The organism is Desulfogranum japonicum DSM 18378, from assembly GCF_000429945.1.
Taxonomy (GTDB): Bacteria; Desulfobacterota; Desulfobulbia; order Desulfobulbales; family Desulfobulbaceae; genus Desulfogranum; species Desulfogranum japonicum.
Window position 1 is genome coordinate 134771 of record NZ_AUCV01000003.1, and the last position, 26421, is coordinate 161191.

19 protein-coding genes are annotated in these 26421 nt (G+C 45.8%); 15 read left to right on the forward strand and 4 right to left on the reverse strand.

The features are described from left to right. The first annotated feature begins 51 nt into the window (after positions 1-51). Both G493_RS27680 and secA read left to right on the forward strand, forming a co-directional pair. Positions 52-366, forward strand: a complete 315-nt coding sequence (locus G493_RS27680; protein ID WP_232363710.1) for a GNAT family N-acetyltransferase — start codon at positions 52-54, stop codon at positions 364-366. Between the two features lie 312 nt (positions 367-678). Then, positions 679-3231, forward strand: coding sequence for a preprotein translocase subunit SecA (gene secA / locus G493_RS0103805; protein WP_028579306.1), 2553 nt, complete (start codon positions 679-681; stop codon positions 3229-3231). Positions 3232-3274: 43 nt separating this feature from the next. On the opposite strand, the gene G493_RS0103810 is transcribed toward secA, so the two are convergent. Further along, positions 3275-6403: an NAD-glutamate dehydrogenase domain-containing protein gene (locus G493_RS0103810; RefSeq protein ID WP_028579307.1), complete on the reverse strand. Its 3129-nt coding sequence runs from the start codon at positions 6401-6403 to the stop codon at positions 3275-3277. A 506-nt stretch (positions 6404-6909) separates the two neighbouring features. Between G493_RS0103810 and G493_RS27685 the strand changes: the two genes are divergently transcribed. Together G493_RS27685 and G493_RS0103825 are read left to right on the forward strand one after the other, a co-directional pair. Next, positions 6910-8685, forward strand: coding sequence for a sigma 54-interacting transcriptional regulator (locus G493_RS27685; RefSeq protein ID WP_051308992.1), 1776 nt, complete (start codon positions 6910-6912; stop codon positions 8683-8685). Between the two features lie 404 nt (positions 8686-9089). After that, positions 9090-9542: a helix-hairpin-helix domain-containing protein gene (locus tag G493_RS0103825; protein ID WP_028579308.1), complete on the forward strand. Its 453-nt coding sequence runs from the start codon at positions 9090-9092 to the stop codon at positions 9540-9542. Between the two features lie 87 nt (positions 9543-9629). Here the strand turns inward: G493_RS0103825 and ppk2 are convergent, their stop codons facing one another. Beyond that, positions 9630-10535, reverse strand: a complete 906-nt coding sequence (gene ppk2, locus G493_RS0103830) for a polyphosphate kinase 2 (protein WP_028579309.1) — start codon at positions 10533-10535, stop codon at positions 9630-9632. Between the two features lie 286 nt (positions 10536-10821). Here ppk2 and G493_RS0103835 point away from each other — a divergent pair, with 286 nt between their 5' ends. Next, a complete protein-coding gene (locus G493_RS0103835) occupies positions 10822-11238 on the forward strand; it encodes a hypothetical protein (RefSeq protein WP_028579310.1) in 417 nt (138 codons plus the stop codon). Between the two features lie 2 nt (positions 11239-11240). On the opposite strand, the gene G493_RS0103840 is transcribed toward G493_RS0103835, so the two are convergent. Continuing rightward, the gene (locus tag G493_RS0103840) at positions 11241-11969 is read right to left on the reverse strand and encodes a metallophosphoesterase family protein (protein ID WP_028579311.1); all 729 of its coding nucleotides are present in this window, start codon (positions 11967-11969) and stop codon (positions 11241-11243) included. Positions 11970-11993: 24 nt separating this feature from the next. Further along, positions 11994-13454: a cardiolipin synthase gene (gene cls / locus G493_RS0103845; protein WP_028579312.1), complete on the reverse strand. Its 1461-nt coding sequence runs from the start codon at positions 13452-13454 to the stop codon at positions 11994-11996. A 478-nt stretch (positions 13455-13932) separates the two neighbouring features. Between cls and argJ the strand changes: the two genes are divergently transcribed. From argJ to G493_RS0103905, 10 genes are all read left to right on the forward strand, one after another. Next, entirely contained in the window at positions 13933-15117 is a 1185-nt protein-coding gene (gene argJ, locus G493_RS0103855) for a bifunctional glutamate N-acetyltransferase/amino-acid acetyltransferase ArgJ (RefSeq protein ID WP_028579314.1), read from the forward strand. A 12-nt stretch (positions 15118-15129) separates the two neighbouring features. After that, entirely contained in the window at positions 15130-16668 is a 1539-nt protein-coding gene (locus G493_RS31760) for a CHAD domain-containing protein (RefSeq protein ID WP_051308993.1), read from the forward strand. Between the two features lie 12 nt (positions 16669-16680). Then, the gene (locus G493_RS0103865) at positions 16681-17421 is read left to right on the forward strand and encodes a ParA family protein (protein WP_028579315.1); all 741 of its coding nucleotides are present in this window, start codon (positions 16681-16683) and stop codon (positions 17419-17421) included. 2 nt (positions 17422-17423) lie between these two features. Then, entirely contained in the window at positions 17424-17927 is a 504-nt protein-coding gene (locus G493_RS0103870) for a SixA phosphatase family protein (protein WP_028579316.1), read from the forward strand. Between the two features lie 4 nt (positions 17928-17931). After that, positions 17932-20022 carry a chloride channel protein gene (locus G493_RS0103875; RefSeq protein ID WP_028579317.1) on the forward strand — a complete coding sequence of 697 codons (2091 nt, stop codon included), beginning with the start codon at positions 17932-17934 and terminating at the stop codon, positions 20020-20022. A gap of 257 nt (positions 20023-20279) precedes the next feature. Beyond that, the gene (locus G493_RS0103885) at positions 20280-21536 is read left to right on the forward strand and encodes a valine--pyruvate transaminase (RefSeq protein WP_028579319.1); all 1257 of its coding nucleotides are present in this window, start codon (positions 20280-20282) and stop codon (positions 21534-21536) included. Position 21537: 1 nt separating this feature from the next. Continuing rightward, positions 21538-23301, forward strand: coding sequence for an MORN repeat-containing protein (locus G493_RS0103890; protein ID WP_028579320.1), 1764 nt, complete (start codon positions 21538-21540; stop codon positions 23299-23301). Between the two features lie 74 nt (positions 23302-23375). After that, positions 23376-23768 carry a hypothetical protein gene (locus G493_RS0103895; protein ID WP_028579321.1) on the forward strand — a complete coding sequence of 131 codons (393 nt, stop codon included), beginning with the start codon at positions 23376-23378 and terminating at the stop codon, positions 23766-23768. Positions 23769-24152: 384 nt separating this feature from the next. Then, entirely contained in the window at positions 24153-25166 is a 1014-nt protein-coding gene (locus tag G493_RS0103900; RefSeq protein WP_051308994.1) for a microcin C ABC transporter permease YejB, read from the forward strand. Then, entirely contained in the window at positions 25166-26203 is a 1038-nt protein-coding gene (locus G493_RS0103905) for an ABC transporter permease (RefSeq protein WP_028579323.1), read from the forward strand. Before G493_RS0103900 ends, G493_RS0103905 begins: the two co-directional genes overlap by 1 nt. Positions 26204-26421: the final 218 nt, after the last annotated feature.

A 26421-nucleotide genomic window follows, 5' to 3' on the forward strand; every position in this document is an offset into this window, starting at 1 on the left:
ATGAAAGTGTAACTTCGCCAAAGCGGAGTAGAACCTGATTGTGCTTGCAGAATGAGAGGTCGACAAGGTAGGATTCGTCCCGCTCGCACGAGTGATGTGCGGGAGATTCACTCTTTATTACAAGCCTTTGCTGTACAAGGCTTGATGTTGTCCCGGTCTGTCAGCTCGTTATATGATAACCTGCGGGATTGTATCGTATGCGTAAAAGATGAACTGATCAAGGGTATCTGTGCGTTGCACATCTGTTGGGACGATCTTGCAGAAGTTCGTTCCCTGGCTGTAATAGGTGAAAAACAGGGCAGTGGAATCGGCAGAGAGTTGGTTCAGTCGTGCCTCATTGAGGCAGAAAGCATTGAAATATCATAAGTTTTTGTTTTTACGTATCGGGCTGGATTTTTTAGAAAATTGGGCTTTAATGATATAGACAAACAGGAACTTCCCCATAAAATCTGGAGTGATTGCATTCATTGTTCCAAGTTCCCTGACTGTGACGAAGATGCGCTCATTCGAACAATATCATTAAAATCGTAAGATCGTTTTCATCAGAATATATACAGGCTATACCTTTTCAATGCTCAGCCCATGTCCGGGGCCTGGGGCTGCGAAAGTTTTTTCGGCTTTTTCTGTGTGATCACGATGATATATTGAGGTACAGGGCTTCATATCTGGAGAGAAAATATGCTTGGCAAAGCGCTCACAAAGGTGTTTGGCAGTAAAAATGATAGAATTGTAAAACAGTTGCGTCAAACGGTGCAAAAAATCACCGACCTTGAACCTTCAGTGGAAGGATTGAGTGACGCAGAACTTGCCGCAAAAACGGTTGAGTTTCGAAATAGGGTTGATAAGGGCGAAAGTCTGGATCAACTGTTGCCCGAAGCTTTTGCAGTGGTACGTGAGGCTGGTAAAAGGGTTCTGGGCGAACGCCATTACGATGTTCAGCTGGTAGGCGGGATGGTTCTCCATGGCGGCAACATTGCAGAAATGAAAACAGGTGAGGGGAAAACCCTGACGTCGACAGCTCCTGTTTATCTCAATGCCCTTAGTGGAAAAGGCGTACATGTCGTAACCGTAAACGACTATCTGGCAAAGCGAGATGTCGAATGGATGGGCCAGTTGTATCGTTTTCTCGGATTGACCACGGGATGTATTCTGCACGATATGAACGATGCAGAGCGCAAAGAAGCCTATGATGCCGATGTAACTTATGGAACCAACAATGAGTTCGGCTTTGATTATCTCAGGGATAACATGAAGTTTGACCTGAAAGATTACTGTCAGCGAAAATTCAATTACGCCATAGTTGACGAGGTCGATTCGATTCTTATTGATGAAGCCAGAACACCGCTTATCATTTCAGGACCAGCAGAGCAGACAACGGAGTTGTATCAGCATGTCGACTCCATTATGCATAATTTTCAGATAGAAGAGCACTACACCAAAGATGAAAAAGCCAGGCAGGTGATGCTTACAGACGAAGGTGTGTTGCTCGGTGAGGAGTTGCTCGGTGTTGAGAATCTGTACGATCCTAGAAACATTAATCAGCTACATCATGTCAATCAGGCATTGAAAGCGCATTTCCTCTTTCAACGGGATGTTGACTACATCGTTAAAAATGGCAAGGTGGTCATAGTTGATGAGTTTACCGGCAGAACCATGGAGGGGCGGCGTTATTCTGATGGCCTGCATCAGGCCCTGGAAGCCAAGGAAGGGGTTCAAATCGAAAAGGAAAATCAGACACTGGCTTCCATCACCTTTCAAAATTATTTTCGGATGTATGATAAACTCGCCGGTATGACAGGTACCGCCGATACCGAGGCCATGGAGTTCAAGAAAATCTACGATCTTGACGTCGTGGTGATACCAACCCACAGGCCTATGGTCCGCAAGGATTACGCGGATGTTATCTATAAAAATCATAATGCGAAATATCGTAATATTGTCAAGGAAATACGGGAACTCCACGAGAAGGGCCAGCCAATCCTTGTGGGAACAATTTCCATTGATGTGTCGGAAAAAATATCTCGGATGCTTGATAAAGAAAAAATTCCCCACGAAGTGCTGAATGCCAAACATCATGAGCGTGAAGCCGAGATTATTGCCGATGCGGGCCAGCAAGGCAAAGTAACCATTGCAACCAATATGGCAGGCCGCGGTACTGATATCAAGCTGGGTGAGGGCGTTCGCGAACTTGGGGGCCTGCATATCCTTGGTACCAGCCGGCATGAGAGCAGGCGTATTGACAATCAGTTGCGCGGACGTTCAGGCCGCCAGGGTGATCCCGGGAGTTCCCGTTTCTTTCTTTCCCTGGAAGATGATCTCCTGCGTATTTTCGGCTCAGACCGCCTTAGTTCTATCATGGATAAACTTGGGATGGAGGAAGATGAACCCATAGAACATTCCATGGTTTCCAAAGCCATCGAAAATGCCCAGCGTAAAGTTGAAGGGCATAACTTTGATATTCGAAAGCATCTGCTTGAGTATGATGATGTAATGAACAAACAGCGTGAGGTTATTTATAAACAACGCCGGGAAGTTCTGGAGCAGGATGATGTTTTCGATATTGTCGATGATATGATCATCGATCTTGTTGAAGGGCTGACCGGACGTTTTGCAGAGGAGAAAACTCCATCGGAAGAATGGGACTGGCAGGGGCTTGAGAATGCTGTTGAAGAAACTTTCTTCATCAAGCTTGACTGGACAGAAGAGGAACGTAAAGGACTAGATACCGAAAAATTCCAGGAAAAACTGCGTTCAGATGTGGATACCTGGTATGAACGCCAGAGAGAAACAAATGGTAAGGAGCAGATGCGCCAGCTGGAGCGCATGATTCTCCTTCAGGTTGTTGATAGTCTGTGGAAAGAGCATCTCCTCCACATGGATCATTTGAAAGAGGGTATCGGTTTGCGCGGATATGGGCAGAAAAATCCTTTGAATGAATACAAACGAGAAGGGTTTGAGATGTTCATGTCCATGATTGAGTCTGTAAAACAGCAGACCGTGGGCACGCTCATGCGCGTTAAAATCATCCAGAATGATGAAATTGAACAGATGGAAGAAGAGCGTCGCCGTCAACGTGAGCTGGAACTCCAGCAGGCCAAGCTTGCTGCAGCCAAACCCGTAGAAGACGCAGGATCACCGCAGAGACGGAACGAGCCCAAGGTTGGAAGAAACGCTCCCTGCCCCTGCGGTTCGGGCAAAAAATACAAGAAATGCTGTGGTACTTTGGCATAAAGCCCAGTACAGGCGATCATGGGTTTCCATGGTCGCCTGTTTTTCACTTCACATCAAAAACTGCGTGTAAAGCTGCATTCTTATTTTGTTTATATACACTTAGAAAAGTATCCCAACTGTTACCATGCATGTAGTAGGCTGTTGAAGCGGCCTTTTTAGTAATGATAGCATTGCGGTACGGCTGGAGATGGTTTTTGTTCAGCAACTCCATTATGTTCTCCATTCCCAACTTTTTGCGAAGTACGGAAGGAATATAGGCTTCTAGTATAGCCCTTGTAAGAGGTACGTCATTACATATTTCCTGAATATCTTTCTCCAGAAGATCTTGTAGAGCAAATATTTTTTCACTGCTTAGTTCTGAAAGTTCAGACAAGGGTACTGAGGAATCTGCTTTATGCAGGTCAAGCAGGAGACTGGTTTCCATGGCTGCATATTTTTTTACCTGAAGCAGCACATTACGGATCAACATCCAGCGCGTGTTTGTATCGTGGAGCAGCTGGCTTTCATAGGTATCGCCAAGCAGGAAAGCTGGCAACACCTCTGCTATGGAAGAACTGAAAACCCCGCCTTTGTTGGCTGTGGAGTCTTTTATCTGTTTTATATCTGTTGCACTGGCAATATAACGTCTTGAAGAGTCATCAAAAAAGACGTTGGCGCCTTCTACGATAAATTGTAATTCTTTGAATACACTCAGGAAATTTTTCACGTTTGCATTGTTGATAGTATCTTTCAGACCACCGCAGGGAATAAACGCCCTGATATTTGCCTGTTGAATGTATTTCCTGTTGGTCGGATCGTACAGAAATGTCTTGTGAAAAATTGCTCCGTCCTCAACCATCGTGCCATCTGGAAGCGGTATATTCTGCCCGTTTCTCGGGACCAAGAATCCTGCCTCGCTGAGTTTTTCTCTGGGAAAGGCCAGGGTGTTTGAGCGAGGTGATGAATTGCGCGAGAATGCTATTTTTCTTAATGCTTCTTTATCCAGACCAAGGGGATCAAAGAGCACCGATCCACCGTCGATAATCAGACAGATGTTACCTTTATAGCACTGTATCTGGTTTGCACCCAGATCACCGTCAGGACCTCCGGTAATCATCAGGTTGAGGTTCTCCTCCTCTTCACCATGGCTTGCGATCAATGTACGAAACGAGCTCATAATGGAACATGTGGTCATCCCCGACAATTCGATATCGTTACCAATCTCCGCATGGATACTTTGCATGTCATTCGTGATGACAATACTTTTGCCGTCTATCTGCAACTCAACCCCTTGCCGTCCTCGGTCAAAAAGACCAAACAGCCGGCCATCGCTAAGAATACCGTAGGTATCATGGGGGATGCCGAAACTTTTGCCTGTTGTCAGCGTTCGCCAGTGAGGGTAGCCCTTATCACGGGCATGAAAGGCCACGTCGTCCATAAGGAGTGCAGTGCCTTCATCCGGGCCAAAGAATACCATTTCCTGTTGCCCCAGATAATCAATAACAGCATCATGAGGAATAACCAGGTCCATTATACCTTCGGTATAGTCATTGAGTGCTTCCCTGCTTTTTTCTGCATACTGGGGAAGAGGCAGTACCACTCCCTTGGAGCCGCTCTCGCAGATATCTTTATGTTTCATGCGTTGGGCCATTGGCCCCAATGCGTAATTCAGCAGCAAGGCGTTGTCCAGCTCTTCATCGTAATTGGAATGGGAAACACGGATCAGACGCAACCCACCTCTGGCGATATCGGCTGCACGAAGATGCGTTCCACTCGCGTAATGACCATTGACATAAAAAACGCCGTGGACAACCTGTCGATATACCAGTGGATCCAGAACGCTATTGTCAAACCTGAAGGAAAAAGATCTTTTTTCCAATTTATAAAAGTTGGTTTTCAGGGTGCTGGTTATGATTTTAAACATAAAGGCCATGATTTCATAGCCAACGGGATAATTGAGAAATCTGCGAGTTATGAGTTTCTCGTACTCCAGATGTTTTTCCTCCATTGCCTCAGGCAGTATGTTGTCCTTTTTCAGAGGGGAAAATTTTTGTTCAAAGCAGGAGTAGAGGAATTTTATGAGATCCGGATATCTGCAGAGTGCTTCCCTGATTATCGGTGTTCCATAGGTACTTCTGTTTGCTCCCTGCACTCTCCGTGCAAAAGCTTCCCGTTGGTCTTTGCTTGTTAAATTGGCGAGTATCTCTTGATCCGTACTATTTTCGGTTTCTTTGAAAATAAAAAGATGGGTAAAATCCACACAGTTGCCTGCAAAAAGCATTTCATGGAATGTCACCTTGTCCTGTAGAAAAAGATGTTGTACAGGATCGACAGAGTAGGAAAGAAAATCACGTAAATCAGCTGTGATTGACATTTTCTGTTCATGGTTCAATTCCCCTTCCACATACAACGTACATATTGAGGCTGGTACGGTATCCTGTGTTTTTACTGGTTCCCAGTATGCCCTTGTGAGAAGCAGGCCGTGACTTGAAAGAAGTTTTCGCAGTACAGGGAGCTGGGGAGAAGCAAAGTCCGAATAGAACATGAACCTTGTTTCCTCGCTTTCCTGCAAGGTGTTAATCCCTATGACAGGAATGGTTGATTGGTCTGAATCTAAAAGAAATTTATGGTACCGTTTTTTCGTAACTTCTGGTATGGGTGAATAGCCTGCTACGGAAAAAAGGAAGGGCGAATCTGTAAAAGCATCATCGGGAAAGTCAGAAATGCGTTCAGGTTTGATTATATACGTATGGTATTTCCCACTGCTGTAGTATTCCCTTCGGCGGCCACAGAGTAAATCTTCCAGCATCTCCTCCATATTTTGCCGGCTTTCTTCGGTGGCTATCCAGATCTGCTGACTTTTTGGCGAGGACTCCTCTTCGAAATGAACCTGGGCAACATTGCCATTAAGCCGCACTTCACCCTCAATAACTTTTAACGACGAGGCAATGGCTGTAAGCAGGTTGCTCAAAGTTATCTTACTGATGTTTTCAAAAAAATAGCGGGGAAGCCTTAAATCTTCAAGAAGAATTCCTGCAGCCATATTGATGCAGTGAGCTGTGTAAAGTCCTTCCGACGACAAATCTACGACCACGCTGTAGAGTTTCTTGGGGTCAAGGCCAAGATTTTCTGCATCGGAGATAATGGTACTGCCTTGAGAAATACAATTTTTATACACTGGTACACACTGCATACTATCCTCCCTGGCATTCGGCTGGACAAGCGCTGTCCTTGGTTCTGGTAATATCCATGAAGACAGTCCTCTATCCATTCGTATCATTGTTATGAGGTTGAAAGAGGATAGAATCCCAGGTTCATGGTTCATTGTGCAGAAAAACAAAATAACATCATGATGTTACTTGTTATGTATGACGTCAGGTTGTTTTGGGCAAATTCAACCGTCTTTCCTTCGCTTAAAAGCAAGAATGATGCCCATTGTCTTTGTTGATAATTTATTGAAAATACACACTTTTTTTGTTTCTGGATGGGGTGAGGAGAATTACTGTAGGTGGAAAAATTTCAATTATGAAAAAATCCTAGCCAGCATGTTGAAAAAACGTTACAAATATTTTTTTCAAATTTGAAATGTATTTATTGCGGTTTTTTACTAAGTTTTACTTCTTATTTTTCATTTATGAAAAACAGTGAAAGCTGAGCGAGAACGAGTCAATCCAAAAAAGACGTTGGAAAGGAGGGCGGGTGGAAAACAACGTTTATAAAGAGATTGTTGAGCATATAAGTAGCGGCATTTTGCTGGTTAACAGACATGGTGTTGTCACTCTAGCCAATAGGAGAGCACTGGAGTTGTTCGGTTCTGCATTCGGCAGTCTTGTTGGCACGGAGATTATGCTGCTGTTTCCTGTTTGTGGCGAAGAAATCGTCAATTCTCTTCATCTGGAGCGTTCTGCATTTGGGTTACTGGAGACCAAAGTAGCCGGGGGTCTTCTTGTTCACGTCAGCCCTGTTAATGTAGGTAATGGGGAAACAGGGAAGAGTATCATACAAATTGAGCAGAGTGGTCGCGTAGAGCATGCTGCAAAGAAATTACGTTCAATTCAAAATATGTATTCACAGATGCAGGCCATTTTTGATAATGCATCTGACGGGATATGGGTCTGCGATGCAGCGGGAAAGATACTTGCGATTAATAAAGAATCGGAAAAGTTGAATAATATCAGGGCAAAGGATTTCATCGGCAAGCATGTATCAATAATAAGAAAAGACCATATTGTTGATATTAATATAACCCCAGAGGTGATTCGCACCAGAAAGCAGACCAGCATGATGCAGTATGTACGTTCAACGGGCAGATATATTATAGCTACAGGAAACCCTGTATTTGATGATCAGGGGAACATGGTTCTGGTAGTGGTCAATGAGCGTGATGTGACCAGGATTAACCGGCTGCAGAAAGAGTTGGAGGAAAGCAGGCGTGAAGCGGAAAAAGCTAAAAAAGCTCTAGCTTCCCAGTATCTCACGGAACTTGAACAGCAGAATATAGTCGCTGAGAATAAAGAAATGCGGCAAATTTTTAAGGTAGCCCTGAAACTCTCCAAGATTGATGCTTCCAGCATATTGATTCTTGGTGAATCTGGCACAGGAAAGGGGGTGATGAGCAGGTTTATCCATAACAACAGTACCAGAGCTGGAAAACCATATATTCATATAAACTGTGCTGCATTGCCTGAAAGCTTGCTCGAAGCTGAATTGTTCGGGTATGAGCAGGGTGCATTTACCGGAGCAAAAGAACAGGGAAAAGCCGGTCTTTTTGAGCTTGCTCATCAAGGAACCTTGTTCCTGGATGAGATAGGTGAGATGCCGCTCATGTTGCAGGCAAAGCTGCTTACCTATCTTGATACATTTGAGATTATGCGCCTTGGAGGGACTGCGACCAGAAAAATAGACTGTCAGCTTATTGCTGCCACTAACCTTGACCTTATGAAACAGGTAGCAGACAGATTATTCAGGCAGGATTTGTTTCACAGGCTGAGTACTTTTACCATCAAAATTCCACCATTACGGGAAAGGCCAGAAGATATTTTTGAGCTTACCACCCTGTTCTTGACTGAATATAATCAGAAATACAATACTGATAAGGTTGTGAGAAAAACAGGGATGCAACTCCTTCAGGAATATACTTATCCCGGTAATACCAGGGAGTTGCAGAATATTTTAAAGGAAGCTGTGGTTCTTTGTGAGCAAGGGGAAATCGATCAGTATCTGGCTTCAAAATTAGCGTCTACAGTACGTTCACAAACAACATCCCTCCAAGTGAAACCGTGTGAATTTCCCATTGATTTTTCGGCTGAAATAGAGCGTTATGAAAGAAATATGCTGGAACATTGTACCCAGCGATGCACTACCCTGCGGGAGGCGTCACTGGCCACTGGCTTAAGCCAGGCAACCATATTTCGTAAACTGAAAAGGTATGGTTTGAGTTTGAAGTTCAAAAAGAGGGGGCCACATGTTTTATAAAAAGTCTTTCCTGTTTCAGTATATCCGATGGTATCATTGAATAATGTATCAAGTTGTAAAAAGGACTATTTCCTGTCAGATATTTGATGGCTTCCCTCTGGGAAGTTACCATGAAAGCCTGGTGACACAAGATGTACCGGGCAGCTGATTTCAGGACAGGCGATTCCTTACTTGCACTTACTTCATAACTGTAGGCGATGCTGAAAAACATAAAGGGCGTGGAAAATAATAATTATCCAAAAATTGCGAAGGATATCGGCTTATTCTCATGACCGTTTCAATAATTCCATATTGGCCGTATTGATTCGTTGAAAGAGTTATATCAATGAGCTGAGAAACCCGTAAGATTGGATAATGTATTTTTTCCGTCGTCCTAAATCCCTGGATGAGGAACGGAGGACGAGATGCAGATCACAGAAGTTACTGGTATTGGCCCCCATACAGCGCAAATACTTGCACAATACGGGTACGACAACGTGGAAACGCTTGCTGCTGCAAGTGTTGAATTGCTCTCTGCCGTTCCTGGATTCGGGGCAGCGAGGGCTGAACTGATCATAGCTGCTGCACAAAAGCTTCTTTCAGAAAACTCTGATGAAGAACATGTTGCTGGAAAGCAGAAGACTGGTTGTGACAAAAGTCGTCAGGCTGATGTGGGATATCAGGAACAGGACCTCACTGGTTCTGAGAGTGTGGGGCCCCAAAAAAAGAAGAAACTGAAAAAGAAAACCTCTTCCTCTGAGAAATCAAAGAAAGAGAAGAAAAGCGAGGGGAAAAAACAAAAGGAGAAAAAAGAGAAGAAGAAAAAATCAGACAGATCCAAAAAAAACAAAAAGAAAAAATCCAAAGGGAAAAGCTAGGAGTCTGTCGGCGAACTGCTATTTCTTCTCAGATTAAGGCATATTCAGGAAATCAAGCACAGTCATGTTTCCCATACCCAGAGAGGGTTATCCCCTTAAACTTTCAGGGTTGAAAAGGTTTTTTTCCATGTGTTTGATTTCATCAATACCTGAGATGACAATTTGCGGATCAGGTTCTAAATCCTGGGACGGGATTTTATCCTCGTAATCAAGGGATGAAAGTATGACTTTCATACAGTTGATTCGTGCATTCTTTTTCACATCTGAACGGATGATCGTCCATGGCGTGAGTGTGCGGTTGGACTCATTGAGCATCTGAAATTTTTTCACTGTATATTCATCCCACAGTTTCTGTGCCAGATTATCCACCGGGGAGAGTTTGTACTGTTTGAGGATATCTGTTTTTCTTGCATCGAAGCGTTTCGCTTGCTCATCTTTTGAGACGGAAAAATAAAATTTAAAAAGTTTTATACCATCTTTGACGAGCATTTCTTCAAAGAGCGGCACATCTTTCAGAAACCTTTTGTGCTGTTCGTCCGTGCAGAATCCCATAACCGGTTCCACCATGGCCCTGTTGTACCAGCTGCGATCAAACAGGACCAGTTCCCCGCCTGCTGGCAGTTGTGTGACATAGCGTTGAAAATACCACTGGGTCACTTCCTTGTCACTTGGTGCAGCAAGGGCAACTACGCGTGCGTTTCTGGGATTGAGAAAGGCGGTTATGCGTTTAATAGTACCGCCTTTTCCGGCAGCGTCACGGCCTTCAAAAATAACCAGGACCCGCATGGCTTGATTCTTGATATGCCGCTGCAGCTTCATGAGTTCTACCTGCATTTTCCGCAGTTCTTCTTCGTATGCAAGGTGTGCTTTTTTTATCCAGACCGGCACCCGTTTATCACTCTCCTCGGCGTCCATATTTCTGAGGGCTGTACCTTCAGCTAGCTTGATATCGTTTGCCGTGCAGTCATTTTTCTTTTTCTTCTTTTCTCCCATACCGCGACCATAGGTTAAGTTGCAAAGTGAGGGTGATACTTGCCTGTTTGAGGTTGCATACCGTTTTAGAGTCGCGGAAAATGCCAACTATCCAAAATTGGCGAAAGATATCAGATAATGTGCTTCTTCTTCGACCCTGTTTCATTGTACAGGATTTTTTGCCATTAAAACAAGGATGTAGCGATTCTTTTGTGTTAATCTCGAGATGTTCTGTGAAATGTCTATGAAATCAGTTATATACCTGTGTGAAGAAAATGATATCGTAAATATTGCTGAGGAGAATCACATGACAACAGCACAACAGGAGTTGGCAAGCTTTGTGGAAAATTGGGAGGAGAGCGCAGAGGGAAACAAAAAGGCCTTTGAACGCTTGTATACATACATGCAGACCCTGGAAAAGGCCGCGCTGACATTTTTTCCGAGACCGGGGGTAACCTACTCTTTGCGTGGAGTGCTGGAAAACGACCCAGATAATACCCTGTTTGTAATGGTGGACGTCATTGAGGATTCTCCCCGGTGGCTTTCTGTGTGTTTTTATGGTGCCATGATTCATGATGCCGAAGAGAAAGGTGCATTTGTTCCCGGCGGATTACTCGGCCAAGATGCGGTCTGTTTCGACCTTGAAGAGTATAATGAGAAGGAACTGACCTATGTGGAGCAGCGAATTGCCGAAGCATATGCCGCTCGGTGCAAAGGGGTATGAAGTCAGTTTAATTTTTTACCCTGTTTAAACATTATTCCATATATTTCAGGAAGTTTCATTCGTGACAGTTCGTTAACCACTTCCTCGGTGTTGTAATGGCAACGGAAATGCTGCACCTGGATCTTTTGCCTGGCTTGTTCATCAATGGTCAGTACAGCATAGGAAGCTGCCGGGTTGCCGTCAAACATCCTGCCCACTGAGCCGGGGTTTATGAAATGAATCCCGGAAATAATTTTATGATATGGTGTATGGGAGTGACCGGTAACAATGATATCGTATTTGCAGGTTGAGGCTATCTCCTGAAATCGTTTTTCCGGGGTATTGTCAAAAAGAAATTCTTCGTGATCTGCAGGACTGCCATGGAACAGGCCCAGGGAATATGATCCCAGCTTCAGTACCTGCTTTTTTTTAAGGTGCAGCAGATAGGCTGAGTTTTCAGATGTCAGGCTTTCTGCAGTAGAGGTGTACATGATCCTTTTTTCTTTTTTTCCAGGCTTTTTAAATGTTTGACCTTTGAGTAACCTGATGATTTTATCATCGGTGTTGCCACGAATGGAAATGGCCTGATATGTTCTGAGCCAGTCCAGAGTCTGATTTGGGTATGGTGCATAGACCGTACAATCACCGGTGTTGCAGATATGGGCGAACTGTTCTGGTGGATGCTGGGTGCAGATAGCTTGAAGAGCAGGGAAATTACCGTGAATATCGCTGATGAGAAGAATCGAAGGCATGGATATGGTTCCTGTCAGGGCGAGCTATAGTAGGGGGCTTACAAGGAGAGCTGTATTTTCTTTCAGGCGCTCGAAAAAAGATCGTCTGGTAAGGTCGTCCGGGCTTATACGTCGTGACTGGGTCAGATAGCAGTGCTGGAGTTTACGTACATGCTGGGTAAACTCTTTGTCATATACACAGAGTGTCATTTCAAAGTTCAGCCAGAAGCTGCGCATGTCCAGGTTCACAGATCCGAACAGACAGAAATCCCTGTCCACTGTAATGGTTTTTGCATGCAGGAGGCCACCTGAAAAAGCCATGATGCGTACCCCTGCCTTTATCAAGATGCCCAGTCTGGCGCGACTGGCGTAATGTACCAGCTTGGAATCATTACGTTCCGGAATAATGATGGTTACCCTGACCCCTTTCTGTGCCGCAGAACGGAGAGCCGCAAGTATGGCGTTATCTGGCACAAAATAGGGTGTGGTGAGGAGCAGCTCCGAACGGGCAGCGTAGATGGTTGTCAGTAGCAGGTTGTGCAGGGTATCCTCGGCCAGTCCAGGTCCCGATGGGACCAGTTGGACCAGGGCGTTCCCCGCTGGTGGATTCGGAGTGATTTCCGAAGAGGAAGATATATCTTCCAGATCTTGCTGACTATCCAGAATCCAGTCGTAGATAAATGCGGCTGTGATGATTTCCACCACAGGGCCGCGAATGCGAACCATGGTATCCACCCATTCTCCTATACCATGATCCTGTTTGAAAAATTTAGGGTCAGTCAGGTTGTGGCTGCCGGTGTAGGCAATTGAACCGTCAATTATGGCTATTTTGCGATGATTACGCAGGTCTATGCGAACAAAGAGGGCACGAAAAAGACCGGCAGGGAGTGCTTCCACGATTTCTATACCCGCAAGCTGCATGCGTTTTGCCCTCTGGCTGCGGAGAAAATCGCGACTGCCTATGGAATCGAGAAGTAATCTGCAGGTAACTCCACGCTCCTGTGCCTGTATGAGGGCAATACTCACTTCATCAGCTAATCCGCCTTCCGTGTAAATGTAAAACTCAAGAAAGCAACTTGATTGTGCTTTATTGATATCCTCAATCAGGGCGCTGAAAAAGAGATCGGAGGTCGAGAAAAGTTCCAGGTCGTTATCTGGCATGGTGGGAATCCCAATGGTGGCATTCACCTGACGATCAATAGGAATACATTCCGGGTTGATACCGTTCCAATCGACTTTTACGCGCTGATAGAGGCTTTTGGTCCATTGCTGTACCAATGGCTTTTGGGCCAGCAGCTTGATTGCCCGGCGCTCGCCTATTCTTGTCTCTCCAAACAGCAGGTAGATAATGGCACCGGCAAATGGGAGAAGAAGCACTATAACCAGCCAGGCCAATGATACGCTTGGTGATCGTTTGCGCATTATCACCCGCAGGGACAACCCAATCCGGATGGCTAAATCCATCACAAAGATGGTTGTGGTAAGAACCCAATAAATTTTTTCCATGAAGTATATATAAACGCCATTGTTGATATGGCTGCTGTTTTTCCTCACCGCTCATTCGCTCTTGTTGAGCTGATAACTAGACAGGTATGTTTCAGGGAGAGAAGATGGGGTCAGACTGGCACTGCTCAAACACAGAACACCAAACGTCACAGTCACACATTCATGTAGTATCGGTCAAGAAAAAATGACCGCGTGAACAGATGGTTATTCTTTTCTTTTGCTCGGTATCTGTTAGATTGGCAGTTTGAATACCTTTGATCAGTTATGGCTCAAAGCCAGAGGCTGGGGCTATTTGTTGTTTCCGCATATCTCGGAAAGATACAAAGCTCATTTCTGTTACATTGTTCTGTACATGATTGAGGCACAGGACATCTGCTGTTTTGAACGTATGCATCAAAATATAGCTATTTTGTCTGCGTGTTTTGTTGATGCACACAGGTTCAGGAATACGAATATATGAAGTCCATTGAGGAATACTATGCAGGTAAAAGGGTTTAAGGCATCTGCCGTGAAAGCCGGGGTCCGGTATCCGGACAGATTGGATATTGGCTTGATTTTTTCTGAGGTTCCAGCTGTTACAGCCGGGGCTTTTACAACCAACAAAGTAAAAGCCGCTCCAGTGCTATTGGATATGGAGCGTCTGCGACTGGGTAAGGCCCAGGCAATTCTTGTCAACAGTGGCAACGCAAATGCCTGTAACGGTGAGCAGGGGATGAAAACGGCTGTTGGTTCGGCTGCCCTGGCTGCAGCAGAGCTTGGTGTTGAGGAAGAGCTTGTTCAGGTTGCATCCACCGGTGTCATTGGTGAACAGATGTCTCTGGAGCCGTTTGAACGGAGTATGAAAGAGCTTGTCGAAGGTCTTGGAGAAGATGGTTTTGATCTGTTTTCCCGGGCAATTATGACAACTGACCTGGTGACTAAGACTTCATACAGAACCGTTGATATTAACGGTACTACTGTCTCTCTGCTCGGCGTTGCTAAAGGTTCGGGTATGATCATGCCTGACATGGCCACCATGCTCTGTTTTGTTGTAACCGATGCACAGATAATCTATCCTGTACTACAGGAAATGGTTGTTGGTGGGGTTGATACGACGTTTAACCGTATTACCGTTGATGGTGATACCTCAACCAATGATATGGTTCTGGTTATGGCCAACGGCACTGCGGGAAACGACTGGATCGATGAAGGTAATCCGGAAGGCAGCCGGGCATTTGCTGAGGCGTTGACTGCTGTTTTTCATGACCTGGCGTTGCAGATCGTAGCTGACGGAGAAGGTGCCACAAAGCTTGTTACTGTGCGTGTCACCGGAGCCAGGGATGCTGACAGTGCCATGAGTGCAGCCCAGACCATTGCCAATTCTGCCCTGGTGAAGACGGCTTTTTTTGGAGAAGACGCCAACTGGGGAAGAATTATTGCTGCCCTGGGAAGATCAGAGTGTGTTTTTGATCCGGATAAGGTCACCATGAGTTTTGATGATGTTGTACTGGTGGAAAATGGAATGTGCGTTGGAAAGGAAAGGGAAAAACTTGCCTCTCAGGTGCTGAAGAAGAAAGCGTTCACCCTAACCATTGATCTGCATGACGGTGGTGCTTCGGCAGAGGTCTATACCTGTGATTTTTCTTATGACTATGTGAAAATTAACGCTGATTACCGCAGTTGAACAGGAGGGGGGATGCTGGAAAAGGTTACAGAGGTATGGAATCTTACTGAGGAATACTCCCTGGAGGCCCTGGTAGAAAAGATCGAAGGCACTTTTTCGCTGCAACAGGACGAGGAATATAAAAAGCATGTTACCTGGTATGACACCTATGACTGGCGATTGTATGAACAGGGGTATGTTTGCCTGGCAACCGGCTCTTCCTGGTCACTGTATAGCAGGGATAGTGGCGTCCTTGTCAAACAGGTCAAAGGTGTTCCGCAGAAGAAAGCTGTTTTTGCAAGCGCCTTTGTGGGTACAGACCTGACCACTATTTTTACCAAACTTCTTGAGGTTCGAGCACTTCTCCCCCTGCAGACCGCACAATACACCTTGGTGACCCACAGGGTTTTGAATAAGGATGAAAAAACCGTTGTCCGCTTTATCGTGGAGCAATACGCTTTTGAGGGAACTGAAGAGGTAAGGCAACTGGCCTATCTTATGCCTGTGCGCGGGTACAGGGATGAGTATCAGGCAGTACGCCAGGCCCTGGCGCCTTTTCCCAGCCAGTCTAGCTGTCCTCTGCTCATAGGGTTGGAGGCAGCGGCTGCCACCACCGGACGACATCCCGGAGATTATAGCTCCAAGTTCAATCTGTCGCTTGATCCGGATCAGGTTGCCAGGAGTGCGGTAACATCCATCTACACGCAGCTAGCAGAAACCATGCGGGTAAACGTTCCCGGTGTGATTGCTGATCTTGATTCTGAGTTTCTGCATGATTTACGGGTTGCCATACGCCGGACCCGTTCCGGCCTGACTTTGATAAAAAAGGTGCTTCCGGAAGAGGTGGTGGCCCGGTTTAAAGCTGAATTCAAGAAACTTGGCAGCGTTACCGGACCTGTGCGTGACCTGGACGTCTATCTGCTGAGTGAGGAAAAGTACAGAAAACGGCTCCCTGCCTGTCTGCAGCCAGGATTAACCACCTTTTTTACCACCTTGCAGCAGGAGAGGCAAAGGCAACAGAAATTGCTGGCAAGAGAATTGAAGAGCGGCAGGGTGGAAAGCTTACTGGTAACCTGGGAAAAGCATTTGCAGCAGGAAGATAAGGAACCTGCGCAGTATGCGGACAATCCGATTGTCGATGTTGCCAGGAAGGTTATTTATCGCAGATATAAGCGGGTAATGAAGGACGGTCAGGTTATTACCCCAGGTTGTCCGGATGAAAAGCTGCACGAATTGCGCATTGAAGGAAAGAAGCTTCGCTATGCCATGGAATTTTTCAGGTCGCTTTTCCCTAAAGAGGAAATTGAAACTGCAATTAAGCAGCTTAAAACATTACAGAATAATCTTGGAGATTTTAACGATCTTTCCGTGCAACGGGAAATGCTTCTCCATACCCTGGAGAAACTCAAGCCAGGCTCCAGAAAGAATCAGGAAATGGCTGCAGCATTAGGAGGATTAATGGCCTCACTTGCGCATGAACAGCAAATGGTCCGCACAGGCTTTGAGGAAATATTCAGGGCTTTCAGTCACCCTGACAATGTTGGTTTGTATAATCGTCTGTTCAAGGGGTAGAGGAGGCCTGATATGAGCATAATAGCTGTGTATAATATCAAGGGTGGCGTGGGAAAGACGGCAACTTCAGTGAATCTTTCCTATCTTTCAGCCCGGGATGGCGCTAGAACCCTGCTTTGTGATCTTGATCCGCAAGGATCAGCCTCCTACTATTTTCGTATTCGTTCACCTAAAAAATACAATACCAACAAGTTGTTGAAAGGCGGCAAGCATGTGGAGGACAATATTCGCGGCACCGATTATATAGGGCTGGACCTTCTGCCCGCCGATTTCAGCTACCGTAACATCGATATTGCCCTGGATGACCTCAAAAAAGCTGAGCAGAGACTGGCAAAGGTGTTGCAGCCGCTGCTAGGAGAGTATGATCGTATCTTTCTTGATTGTCCGCCCAACCTGACGCTGCTGGCAGAAAATATCTTTTATGCAGCAGACACCATTCTGGTACCGACCATCCCCACAACATTGTCTGTATTATCTTTGAAACAGCTGTATAAATTTTTAGACAAAATCGGCCAGAAAAAGAAAAAAGCACTGGTTTTTTTCTCCATGGTGGAACGTAGAAAAAAAATGCATTCAGACATCATGGATTCCATGGCCCATAACAAAGGTGTTCTTTCCTCATTCATACCCTATCTGGCTGATGTGGAACGTATGGGGATTTATCGCCAACCTGTGACAGCGGCTCTCCCTGCTTCCCCTGCTGCCGCGGCATATGCCGCTTTATGGCAGGATATTCAGAACCAACTGGAATAGCTATGAAAATTGTTACCCTGTGTCGACATGCCAAATCCAGCTGGAAACATCCAGAACTGAGTGATTTTGACCGTCCTCTTAACAAACGCGGCGAAAGAAATGCCCCTGTTATGGCAGCAAGATTGAAAGAACACTCGGTGCTGCCAGATGTCGTCATATCCAGCCCAGCTGCACGTGCACGGGCAACGGTTCTTGCAATGGCTGAAGCTACAGGGTTTCCCCAAAAGGATATTATCTATGAGCCCAGGGTGTATGCGGCTTCACCTGGAACACTGTTTGCAATCATTCGTGCTCTGGAGGATTCGTATGCGTCCCTGTTATTGGTCGGCCACAATCCCGAGTTCACGGTATTGGCCAACGCGCTTGGTGGACTGCACCTTGCCAATATACCCACCTGTGGTATCGTAAGTTTACGCTTCCCCGTACACAAATGGGAAGAGATTCACAGCGGCACCGGCTCGCTGCAGTTTTTTGATTATCCCAAGAACCCGCAGTATTTGACCTGATTGTATGATAAAAAAAAGAAATCCTTTCGGGCTTTTTCTTGATCGGCTCTCTCCTCCTCAGGGCCTCTTGCTGTTGCTGTTGTCCATTGCTGTTGGTGTGGTGACAGGTCTTGCCGCTGTTTTTTTTATCCATCTGATCAGTCTCATAGAGCGGGGACTCTATGCACTGTTTACCCTGCTTTCTCCCTATATGGGAATATGGACCTATCTGGTGATACCTGTTGCCGGGGCTCTCTTAAGTGGACCCCTTATAGCGTTTTTTGCCAGAGAGGCCAAGGGGCACGGTATCCCGGAAGTGATGCAGGCGCTAGTTCTCAAGGGAGGGCGAATACGCCCCAGGGTTGCCCTTGCAAAAATTGTCGCTTCAGCTCTCTGCATCGGGTCTGGTGGGTCGGCTGGGCGCGAGGGCCCTATTGTCCAGGTTGGTTCTGCTTTTGGTTCGGTAACCGGTCAGCTCCTGCACCTCAGCGACGAACGCATTAAAAATCTTGTTTCATGTGGCGCTGCAGCGGGTATTGCGGCAACTTTTAACGCTCCCATTGCCGGTGTTGCTTTTGCCATTGAAGTGTTGATGAGTGAGTTACAGGTGAGGCTGTTCGGCAATGTCGTCATTGCAGCCGTTTCCGCCTCCATTGTAAGTCAGGTATTTTTAGGCGATAAACCGGCTTTTTTGGTTCCCGCCTACACCATGTCTTCACCAATGGAGATTTTACTTTTTCTTTTTTTAGGGCTTGTGGCAGCCTTGGTGGGGATTTTTTTTATTCGGGTTCTTGATCTTTCCGAACGGGTCTTTGATCAGTGGAAGTTTCCCCTTGCCCTGAAACCTGCAGTAGGTGCCATCTGTCTGGGCCTCCTGGGAATGATGTATGTTTCGTTCAGTGGGACTTCCCTCTCCAGCCTTATGGGGTTTGACGCTCAACAGCTGATAGAGCACAAACCGCATATGTACGGGCCCGGATTTGAATTTATAGAAAAAGCATTGCGTGGTGACACGAGTTTCTTTCTTTTTTTGCTCCTTGTCGTATTGAAACCGCTGGCAACCTCTTTTACATTGGGATCTGGAAATTCAGGTGGTGTTTTTGCCCCTTCGCTTTTTACAGGTGCCGTATTGGGCGGTGCTCTTGGAACAGCCTTTGAAATAGTTTTACCAGGGGGAACAAGCCCACCAGGTGCATATGCTCTGGTCGGAATGGCTGCGGTGTTTGCAGCTTGTGCCCATGCGCCGCTTACCGCCATACTCATAGTCTTTGAAATGAGTAATGATTATTCGCTTATCCTGCCGCTTATGGTGGCATCTGTCACGGCATCCTATGCTTCGCTGTATTTTTATTCCGAGTCCATGTATACAGCCAAGCTGACCCGAAGAGGTATCAGATTTTCCCAGGGAAGAGATCTGGATATCATGCAGGGGGTAATGGTACGTGAAGTTATGAACCATGAGCCTGAGGTGGTGAAAAGCAGTGATCCCCTTGCTTTATTGTATAGAAAATTTCAGGAAACTACCTACCTGGGGTTTCCCGTTGTTGACGATAAGGGAGAACTCTGGGGGATCGTTACCCTGCAGGATCTGGAACGTGTGCTCAGCAGTGGAGAGCAAACTATAAGAGAACTGAAGGTTGAAGATGTGGCTGTGGTCAATCCTCTCACCGTGTATGCAGACGAACCCATCTGGACAGCTATTCAAAAAATGGCGCCTCGGGATCTTGCCAGGCTACCTGTTGTCAGCCGTCGTAACGACCGTGAACTCATTGGTTTGATAAGCAGAAGCAATATATTGCGTGCCTATGATGTTGCCATTGTTCGCAAACAGAGAGGGCAACTGCTTGGCGACAAGATGACTCTTCGTAAAAAGAGTGGTAATACCTTTTTTGAGGTCCGGTTGCAACCAGGCAATGTTGCTGTGGGAATGTCTCTTAAAGAATTACAGTTATCAGAAGGTGCGAATGTGGTTGCCGTTGAACGTAATGGGGTTTCCCATATACCCAGAGGAAACCTGGTGTTCATGGCAGGAGATATTGTAACTCTTTTTGCAGAGAAAAACGCTATGGATGCAGCAATGCAGCAATTGACCAGTGGCAAACGTGCAGAGAGATGAATATGCCGGGACAGAACTCGTTACCTCCCAACTGCCAGGGGTGTGTTCACTTTTACATCACCTATGAGCCTCTGACACCAAGAGGCTGCAGGGCATATGGTTTTAAAAGCAGAGAAATGCCCTCCAAAGTGGTATTTGCAAGTTCAGGCGAGCACTGTAAACTGTATCGGGCTCGTGTAAAAAAAGAGAATCGAGGATAAAGGCGGCAGCGTGATCCCCGAAGTCGATAGTCTATGTTTTAACGGAGTTGAACAAGTATGAATCTTTCCAATTTTGGGAAAAAATTTTCAGGTGATGCGGGAATACTCTCGCTGATGGATGATTTGGGGAATGCTCTTGCCCAGGGTGGCATGATTATGATGGGCGGTGGAAACCCCGGGCATATCCCTGAAGTACAGGAGGCTGTGAAGACACAGCTGCAGGCTATTATAGACGATGAAGACGAGTTGCGTAAACTGGTCGGTATTTATGACCCCCCCAAAGGAAAAGGAGTTTTTCTGGAAGCTTTGGCAGACCTTCTTCATCAGCAATTCGGCTGGAAGGTGGGACCTGAAAATATCTGTCTGACCAATGGCAGTCAGGCTGCCTTTTTCATCCTTTTTAATATGTTGGCCGGTCGTTATCCTGATGGGAGCAGCAAAAAGATCCTGTTGCCCATGGCACCTGAATACATAGGATATGCCGATCTGGGGCTGTGCAGTGATTTTTTTGTTTCAGTCAAACCGCGCATTGAAGAACGCGGCGAACATCGTTTTAAATACCGGGTTGATTTTGACCAGATAGTGGTGGATGATGATATAGGCGCTCTGTGTGTTTCCAGACCGACCAATCCCACCGGTAATGTACTTACAGATGAAGAAATTCAGGGGCTTGTTGAGCTTGCTGAGAAACATGCCATTCCCTTGATAATCGATTCGGCCTATGGCATTCCCTTTCCTGGTATGATTTATACACAAGCCAGCCCTTTCTGGAATGAAAACGTCATTGTTTCCATGAGTCTCTCCAAATTTGGTTTACCGGCTGTTCGAACCGGTATAATTATTGCCAACAAAGAGATCGTGGATGTTTTATCAGGAATAAATTCCGTTGCAAACCTTGCTCCCGGAAGCTTTGGTGCCATGCTCACAGCACCTCTGATGCAATCAGGAGAGATGCTTCGTCTCAGCAATGAGGTTATAAAACCCTATTACCAGGGAAAAATGGAGCGGGTCCTGGATGTGATTGATCAGGCTTTTGCAGGATGTCCGTACAAGGTGCATGTGCCTGAGGGCGCCATGTTTCTCTGGTTTTGGTTCCCTGGCTTGCCTGTTTCCAGCCAGGTATTGTATGAACGACTGAAAGCTCGCAAAGTCGTGGTTGTTTCAGGTCATTATTTTTTTCCCGGCCTGGACGCTGATTGGCCACATATGCAAGAGTGTATACGGGTGAATTATTCCCAGGAAGAGAGCGATGTACACCGGGGAATTCAAATTATTGCTGATGAAGTGAAGAAAATTTACCAGGAAGGTCGGTGATATGACATTCAAGTACATGATGACATTGCTTGTATCAGCATTGTGTTTAACGCTGAGTGTTGCTCCTGTGGCTGGTGGGTGCCTTGAAGGGGATTGCAGAAATGGTCTGGGAAAGTATCGCAGCCCGGATGGTCGTCTGTACGAAGGTGAATTCAAGCATGGATATCTGTGGGGACAGGGGACATTGCATTTTCCCGATAACAGCTGGTATAACGGTGAATTTGTCCAGGGGCGTTATCATGGCCAGGGAGAACTGGCATATAGTGACGGACGTCGTTACGTGGGTACTTTCAAGGACGGTGTCATTAATGGAAGGGGATCTTTGACCGAGCCCAATGGTCAGCAGTATATAGGAGAGTTTTCTCTGGGCAGGTTTAATGGTACAGGTACACTGTTTTACCCGGATGGACGTGAATTTACTGGGGATTTTCGCAATAATGTCGTTCATGGAACAGGCCGGCTAATGTATGCGGATGGTTCGACCTTTGAAGGCTGGTTCAAGGATGGAAAACCCAACGGAGAGGGTGTACGACGATACCTGGATGGAAGCCGATATACCGGAAAGTATGTGGATCAGTACCGGCAAGGCAAAGGCACATTGCAACAGCTTGATGGCACCATTTATGAAGGTGAATTCGACCAAGATCAGTACCATGGTAAGGGAAAACTAACGGCAGTCAATGGGGATATTTATACAGGGGCCTTTGAACATGGTGAGATGACTGGCCAAGGTACGATGCAATGGAAGGACGGAAGAGTGTACACCGGGAGTTTTGTCAAAGGTGTTCCCCAAGGAAAGGGAATGATGGAATATCCCGATAAAAGCCGCTATGAAGGAGATTGGGTCGCAGGAAAGCGTGACGGAAAAGGCATTTTACTATATGCAGACGGCAGTCGGTACGAGGGCGAGTTTGCAAAGGGAATACTCCACGGCAAAGGCTTGTTGAAAAAGAAAGATGGAACTTCTTTTTCAGGGCAATTTAAGCACGGAGCACCTGTTGTTCCTCCTGAAAAAGAACAGGTGGCTTCAGTAAACAACAAAAAACAGCAGAATGTCCATGAAAAACCAGGTGATGATAAAGGGGAACAGGTCGGTGGAATATTGATCACCGGCCGTGTTCCAGAGAACAGTAAGACTGAGAAGGGTGAATATCTCATTGGTGATATCCTCTATAAAGATCCCCAGCAGCATGAACGTTTTACAGGGAGATCATCAGTAACTTTTCACGATAACTCAACCTATGATGGTGATTTCGTTGATGGCCGAATGGAAGGTCAGGGTGAAATACAGTGGAGCAATGGAGATCACTATAAAGGAGCTTTTGAAAAAGGCAAACTTCACGGCAAAGGCAAATATGTGTTTGCTGATGGTCGTGTGTATACCGGGGAGTTTCGGCGAGGGGGGCGTGAAGGGCAGGGGATTTTACAATACCCTGATGGCTCATCGTATAAAGGACATTTTGTAAATAATCAGTTTTCAGGGCATGGAAGCTATGTTTTTCCAGACACAAGCCGATATGAAGGAGATTTTTACAAAGGGTATTTTCAGGGAAGCGGTGAACTCCAATATGCCGATGGGAAACAGTATACCGGCGACTTTGAGAAAGATCTTCCTCACGGGTACGGCACACTTCTTTCTCCTGATGGAAGTGAGTATACAGGAAATTTTAAACATGGTCGTCGCCATGGTTCAGGGCAAATCGTGTTTGCCGATGGCAGAATGATTAAAGGTAAGTTTAAAGATGATAAGTTTGTGGTGCAATAAGGGAATGTTATATCGACCTTTCTTTTCGATATGTACAAGATATGCTCACTGTGAACGGTAACAGGAGAATGCAAATGGTATGGCAATACAGGACTATTGTTTTCGAGTTCGCCAAAGACGGTTTGCTGGGCGATCGTTACATTGACGATGAAGAGATGGAAACAACACTCAACGAGCAGGGCAAGTTTGGCTGGGAACTGGTTGATGTGGTCATGGTCCAGGAAGGGGTGCTTGCCGTCTTGAAGCGACCTCAGGAAACCGGTCTTGAGAGTGCTGCATCAGGGATTGAGGAAACACCTCTGACACAGGCCCCTTTACTGAGTGGAGCTGGAAGTCAGGAGACTGTGTATTCCATACAGGATCTGCAGCAACAGGAGGCCCAGCATATTCGCGAGTTGGAACAACAGCGAAAACATAGCATGGAACAACATGAAAGAGACATGATCGGAGAAATAAAGATCAGTTAGTGTCTTCCATAAAAGGTCTTTTTGAAGTCTGATTTTTCTAGAGTCTGTCCATAACTAATGATTTTTGCTCCAGTTTAGGTAAGAGGAAACTCAGAGGCATGCGATACATTTTACCGCATGCCTCGGAGTTACGGGTTGCGAAAAATAATAATTATCTAAAATTGCGCAGGATATCGGTTTGGTAACGTCGTAGCGTCAATGGTTCCATGCCGGCCGTATTGAGCCATTGACGAGACGCCGAAAAGACCATTTATGGAGAGACATCAGTTAGCCAGAAGTTTATGGAAACGGTGCAAGGAGTTACATGTCCCATGATCAGTTACCTGAAGCTGGAAGGATGGTGGTAGAGAATTGAGTTGGTATATTCTGAAACGGTTGTTACTTATGATTCCAACTTTGTTTGGCGTCATGCTGCTGACTTTTATGGTTACTCAATTTGTTCCAGGTGGGCCTGTAGAGCAAATGGTAGCTCAGATTGAAGGGCTCAAAAACAGCGGTGAAGCCAGCAGCGGGGGAAGCCTGTATCAGGGGAAAAACGGATTGAACCCAGAGCGCATCAAGGCTTTGGAGAAACTCTATGGGTTTGACAAACCGCCTGCTGAACGGTTTCTTTCCATGATGAAACGATATCTGGTATTTGATTTTGGAGAGTCCTATTATCATCACACAAGTGTTGTTCAACTTGTGATTTCTAAACTGCCCGTGTCCATGTCCCTTGGCCTGTGGACTTTTATCTTGGTCTATTCAATCTGTATCCCTTTGGGAATACGCAAAGCCGTTCAGGATGGAACAACCTTTGACATCATTTCCAGTACTATTATTCTTGTCGGTTATGCAATCCCGGGCTTTGTCCTTGGTGTGCTGTTAATCGTGTTGTTCGGCGGAGGAAGCTTTTGGGATATTTTTCCCTTGCGTGGACTCCATTCGGATAATTGGAATGAACTTTCGCTGATCGGAAAAATTCTCGACTACCTGTGGCATATGGTTCTTCCGATCATCTCTTCCACTGTCGGCAGTCTTGCAGTGATGACCTTGTTGACGAAAAATTCGTTTCTGGAGGAGATTCGTAAGCAATATGTCTTGACTGCTAGAGCCAAGGGGCTGTCGGAGAATCAGGTACTGTATAAGCACGTGTTTCGAAATGCTATTATTCCCATCATTACCGGATTCCCTGGTAGTTTTATGACTGCTTTTTTTACCGGCAGCCTGCTCATTGAAACAATTTTCAGCCTGGATGGGATGGGACTGCTTTCCTATAATTCCGTGATTAGTAGAGACTACCCCGTAGTCTTGGGTACGCTGTACTTTTTTACAATCATCGGGTTGCTCTCCAGGCTGTTGTCTGATTTGAGTTATGTTGTAGTGGATCCCAGAATCAGTTTTGATAAGGTTCAGTGATGGGTAAAAAGGAAAGACAGATCAGTAGCCTCAATCAGAGACGCTGGACACTCTTCAAGCAGAGCAAGAGAGGGTATTATTCCCTAATTATTTTTCTCATTCTTTTTGGCTTGAGCCTGTTTGCAGAAGTGCTGAGTAACGACAAACCCCTTCTCATTCGATATGAGGGAAACTGGTATTTTCCCCTGTGGAATACGTATTCAGAAATTACTTTTGGGGGCGATTTTCAGACCGAGACAGATTATCACGATCCCTATATATTACAGCGTCTTAAAACCGGTGAAAACCTGGTAGTTTTCCCCTTGAATCCATTCAGTTACGATACGATCAATCTGGAGCTGAACTGCCCTGTACCGTCACCACCGACAACAACCAATTTACTTGGGACCGATGATCGGGGACGTGATGTCCTGGCGCGATTGATTTATGGCTTTCGTATCAGTGTACTTTTCGGGTTGGCATTAACAACTATTGGTACCATCTTTGGCATTGTTGCCGGTGCCATTCAGGGATATTTTGGCGGGAAAACTGATCTTGTGTTTCAGCGCTTCATAGAGCTCTGGAGTTCTATGCCTGATCTGTATTTGCTCATTATTTTTGCCTCTATTTTTAAGCCAAGTATTGGTCTGCTCTTGATTCTTCTATCACTGTTCGGTTGGATGGGATTGGCTGATTATGTGCGTGCGGAGTTTCTTAAAGGGAGAAACATGGAATATGTACAGGCTGCCAGGGCACTGGGGGTAAAGAATACTACTATCATGCTGCGTCATCTGTTACCCAATGGTTTAACGCCTGTGATTACTTTCCTCCCTTTTCGTTTGTCAGGCGCAGTGCTTGCGTTAACAAGCCTTGATTTCCTTGGGTTAGGGGTGCCGCCATCAACACCGAGCCTTGGCGAACTGTTGAATCAGGGGAAAGGTAACATTGATGCCTGGTGGTTATCCATTAGTACCTTTGTAGTACTTGTGGGTACGCTCGTTCTTCTTATTTTCATTGGCGAGGCGCTCCGTCAGGCATTTGACCCCAGGAAACAATAATATTCTGTAACTGTTCACTAAACCCTATTAGTTTACCACATACCAAACATTGTGTTTGATGGTGTGATGTGAACGATTATAAATCCGGTTTCTGTGTAGAGAGAAGGCGTTATCTTGGTTTTCTGCTGCAGAACTTGACCCTAAAATAAAAAAGGGAAACAGCTTTTGCTGTTTCCCTTTTTTATTTCCGACTCCGTTGGAAGAGCCTGGAGCTGTAA